At 64.2% G+C, this 3227-nt stretch carries 6 protein-coding genes; 2 read left to right on the top strand and 4 right to left on the bottom strand.

Annotation, left to right across the window (positions count from 1 at the left end):
* Positions 1-309: M24 family metallopeptidase (locus tag EN742_RS29255; RefSeq protein ID WP_128333575.1), on the bottom strand; the 309-nt coding region annotated here is incomplete at its 3' end.
* A gap of 298 nt (positions 310-607) precedes the next feature.
* Here EN742_RS29255 and EN742_RS29250 point away from each other — a divergent pair.
* Together EN742_RS29250 and EN742_RS29245 are read left to right on the top strand one after the other, a co-directional pair.
* Positions 608-895, top strand: coding sequence for a hypothetical protein (locus EN742_RS29250; RefSeq protein WP_245455452.1), 288 nt, complete (start codon positions 608-610; stop codon positions 893-895).
* 321 nt (positions 896-1216) lie between these two features.
* Positions 1217-1513: a DUF982 domain-containing protein gene (locus tag EN742_RS29245; protein WP_126054233.1), complete on the top strand. Its 297-nt coding sequence runs from the start codon at positions 1217-1219 to the stop codon at positions 1511-1513.
* Positions 1514-1540: 27 nt separating this feature from the next.
* Here EN742_RS29245 and EN742_RS29240 read toward each other — a convergent pair whose 3' ends face one another.
* The 3 genes from EN742_RS29240 to EN742_RS29230 form a co-directional block, all read right to left on the bottom strand.
* Positions 1541-1900 (bottom strand): hypothetical protein, encoded by a 360-nt coding sequence (locus EN742_RS29240; RefSeq protein ID WP_126054234.1) that lies wholly within the window; start codon positions 1898-1900, stop codon positions 1541-1543.
* Between the two features lie 50 nt (positions 1901-1950).
* Positions 1951-2637, bottom strand: a complete 687-nt coding sequence (locus EN742_RS29235; protein ID WP_126054235.1) for an aspartyl/asparaginyl beta-hydroxylase domain-containing protein — start codon at positions 2635-2637, stop codon at positions 1951-1953.
* Positions 2638-2733: 96 nt separating this feature from the next.
* Positions 2734-3227, bottom strand: a 494-nt coding sequence (locus tag EN742_RS29230; RefSeq protein WP_189375659.1) for a TolC family protein, incomplete at its 5' end; no start/stop codon positions are given.

Raw genomic sequence — 3227 nt, 5'->3', positions numbered from 1 at the left:
GTCCTTCAGCGGCTTGTTGTCGGGAATGCCGTGGCAGACGACGTGGTTGATCGAGGTGCACGACGATTTGGTGTAGCCGCGATAGTTGAGCGTCGCCGGCAGCGCGCCATGGTCCATGCCGAACTCGAAGACGAAACGGTCGATCGTCTCGGTGGTGACGCCCGGCGCGACCATCGGCACCAGCTCGTCGAGGCAGCGTGCGGTGAGCTCGCAGGCCTTGCGCATGCCGGCAAAGCCTTCCTCGCCATAGAGGCGGATCTGGCCGGTGTTTCTGAGCGGTGCCGTGGCGGCGTCGAGATAGGTGACCATTTATGTCCGTTTGCCGGGGTGGTTGGCTCCTGATGCGAGCCGTCACGAAAAATCCCCCCAGATTTGGCACCGGAAGCCGCAAGGTTCAAGGACGAACTGCCGCTGCCGGACTTAAGCCCGCACTATTCGGCCCCGATGGCCGATGTCCCAGCCGTCCGCCCGGTCCGGTGCCGGATTGGCGCGGTGCTTTTCTCATGCGGCTCGACGGGGTAGGGCGAAGGGAAGAGTTTGGAGACTTGATGGCTTCCACGCGCGCAAGATCAATGCTGTCACTGGTTAGGGCGGCCTGCTGCTGCCGGTGTCGCTGCTCGGTCTCGCCCAGCAGCAGGCGATCAGCGCTGCCGCTTCGGGCGGCGCCGGCATCAGCTTGGCGCGGCAGGGCGACCAGGTCGCGCTGCCGCGCATCACCGGCAAGACGCAGGCGCTCGAGCTCCGCGCCGGCCGGGCGCTGCCGGTCAAGTTCCTGAGCAGCGATGCCGGCGCGCTTGCGCTGGCGGCCCATATTCTCCTGGTCGACCAGAATTCGCCGATCCAGGCGGCAGCCGCGCCAGCCGCCATATCCGCGCGGCAGGCGAGCACCAACTAGCCGCGCGCGCCGCCTTCCGCTTGATCTCGGCGGTCGCGGACCGCGCCATCAAACCATTCCCCATTCTTTCGCGCCGCGACCCGCGCGGCGGCCGTCCGTGGTCGCGTGGCGCGCCATTTTCGGAAACATGTTCACTGCAACTTCAACGCAACGCATCAAGACATTCAAGACACTGACGCGCGGTGCCTCGGCCGCGCTGTTTCTCTCGGTCCAGGCCGGGCTTACCGCACTCAGGACACATTCCTGAGTCAAAAGCCCGGCCAAAGCGATTTTTCAGGACGAACGCCGGTGCCGTGACAGCACCGGTCGGGGAGACTTGGAATGGACAGATTGCAATTCGAGGTGCCGGTGCGCATCGCGCCTGCGCCCGGCCTGCCGGTCGAGGAGATCTACGGCGTCGAGCAGGCGCTCGATTTCCTGCAGGCCTGGCCGGCCCGTCGCCAGGGCAAGGTCCATGAGGCCGCCTTCAACGCCTGCTTCGGCGCCACGGTGGATGTGGTCAAGACCGAGGATGCCTGTCGCGCCTTTATGGCGTTCTGCCGCGTCAGCGGCCTGCTGGCCAGGGACATGATGGTTCCCGGCAAGCGCGGCGGCGAGGCGAGGGGGCTGCGGGTGTAAGCTTGCATCGTCCGCCTTTGCCGGCATCTAGCGGCTGAATTTCAGGTCCGGCTTGTCGCCGTCCCAACCCTGAAGCCCTCCAGGCGCCTCGCGAAAGCGCAGGCACCTTGTGCCCATCTTGCCGGCGATGCAGATCTGGTCGCCTTTAACGGACCAGCTTACGGACAGCGTGAAGGGCATGGGGCCACGGATGCTTCCCGTCCCATCCTTCTTGAGCGTGAATTTGAGCGTCTTGCCGTCGGGTGTATCCGCAGACCAGGGACGGCCGTCGGCGAGAACGGCGGCTGCCCTCTGCGGCGACAGGAAGGCCTGGTCCTGCGCGGCAAATGCAGCACCACCGGTAAGAATTGCGATCGAGGCTGCCACGAGCGGCACATTGATCTTCATTGCGATCTCCAGTCTTCGCTTGATTTGTTGGAAGGGCAGTCGGCCCGCATTCAGCCCGAAAAAGACACGCCCCGGTGGCGCATCCCAGTCTGCACGCCGCGAACGATCAGCCGGGACAGGATTTCCATGTCCAGCGGCATTCGCGGACGCCAGACATCAAGGAGAAGGGCGATCCGGGGCTGGTCGGCGTGGTTTGTCACCTCGTGCGGGAAGGTGTCGTCCCACAACATGCATTCGCCGTCGGCGATGCGTCTTTCCTGATGGTTGATCATCATGATCGTTGCCGGCCGCCCATCAGCCTGGCGCGGGATGGCGAGGCCAAGGTGAAACCGCATGATGCCGCGAAAAGGTCCGCGATGGCTGGGGATGTGCTTGCGCGGGGCCAGGAACGAGATCGCCGCCGATTTTACCTCCGGGCATCCGGCAAGCAGCCGGCTGAGCACCGGCATACGCACCAGGTTTTCCGGAACCGGAAGATCGTAGGCCTTGAGCACGAACATGCGCCAGTCGAGGCCGTCATTGGCCGAGATCTCCGCCTGCTCCGGCATGATATCGTGGAAGCGCGGCACCTTGCCGTGTTGCACCGAAAGCGCCTCGTCGCGGATCGCCTGCCAGGCGGCGGTGAACTTCGTGGCATTGGGAAAATGCGTGCCGGCATCAAGAATCGCCGGTGCATCTATGCGCTTTTCGTAGATACGACGGACGAGACCGGTTCCGAGATCGTAGGCGCTCGACATTTCATCACCTCGATGGGTTTACAGATATGGTGGGCGATTGCTTCCGGGCTGTTGCTCACGGAGATTTGTTTGCGCTGTTGAACTCTGCCTCCAATGTCATTGCGTCTTCGCGGCCAGCCTGGGGCCGGTGCTGGCGTCGACGATTTCGGGCTTTGCACTGTCGATGACGCCGTCCCAGCCACCGCCGAGTGCCTTGTTGAGCGCGATGTAGTCGGTGGCCAAGGAGACGCGGCTTTGCAGCATCGTGTCCTCGGCCGAATAGAGCGAGCGCTCAGCGTCCAGCACATCGAGCAAATTGGTTTCGCCGGACGTGTAGAGCGTCCGCTCGAGACGCGCCGCGTCGCCGTAGGATTTCGCCGACGAGGCAAGCTTGCCATTCCTGATGCGCTCCTGCGTCAGCGAAACGCTGGCGTTTTCCACATCCTCCAGCGCCGTCAGCACCGATGCCTTGTAGGCGATGAAATACTTGTCGCGCTCGGTCCTGGCGACGTCGGCGGCTGCCTCCAGCTTGCCGGCGCTGAACAGCGGCACGCTGAGCGTCGGCCCAAAGGACCAGCCGATGGTCGAGTTCTTGCCGAGATCGCCGAGCC

This window comes from Mesorhizobium sp. M4A.F.Ca.ET.020.02.1.1 (assembly GCF_004022645.1).
Taxonomy (GTDB): Bacteria; Pseudomonadota; Alphaproteobacteria; order Rhizobiales; family Rhizobiaceae; genus Mesorhizobium.
The sequence above is the reverse complement of the archived record's forward strand: the minus strand, read 5'-3'. Positions and strand labels throughout refer to the sequence as shown.

Bases quoted from the DNA above. Each gene is read 5' to 3' on its own strand.
- EN742_RS29245 (WP_126054233.1), top strand. From the start codon at position 1,217: ATGGACAGATTGCAATTCGAGGTGCCGGTGCGCATCGCGCCTGCGCCC.
- EN742_RS29240 (WP_126054234.1), bottom strand. From the start codon at position 1,900: ATGAAGATCAATGTGCCGCTCGTGGCAGCCTCGATCGCAATTCTTACC.
- EN742_RS29235 (WP_126054235.1), bottom strand. From the start codon at position 2,637: ATGTCGAGCGCCTACGATCTCGGAACCGGTCTCGTCCGTCGTATCTAC.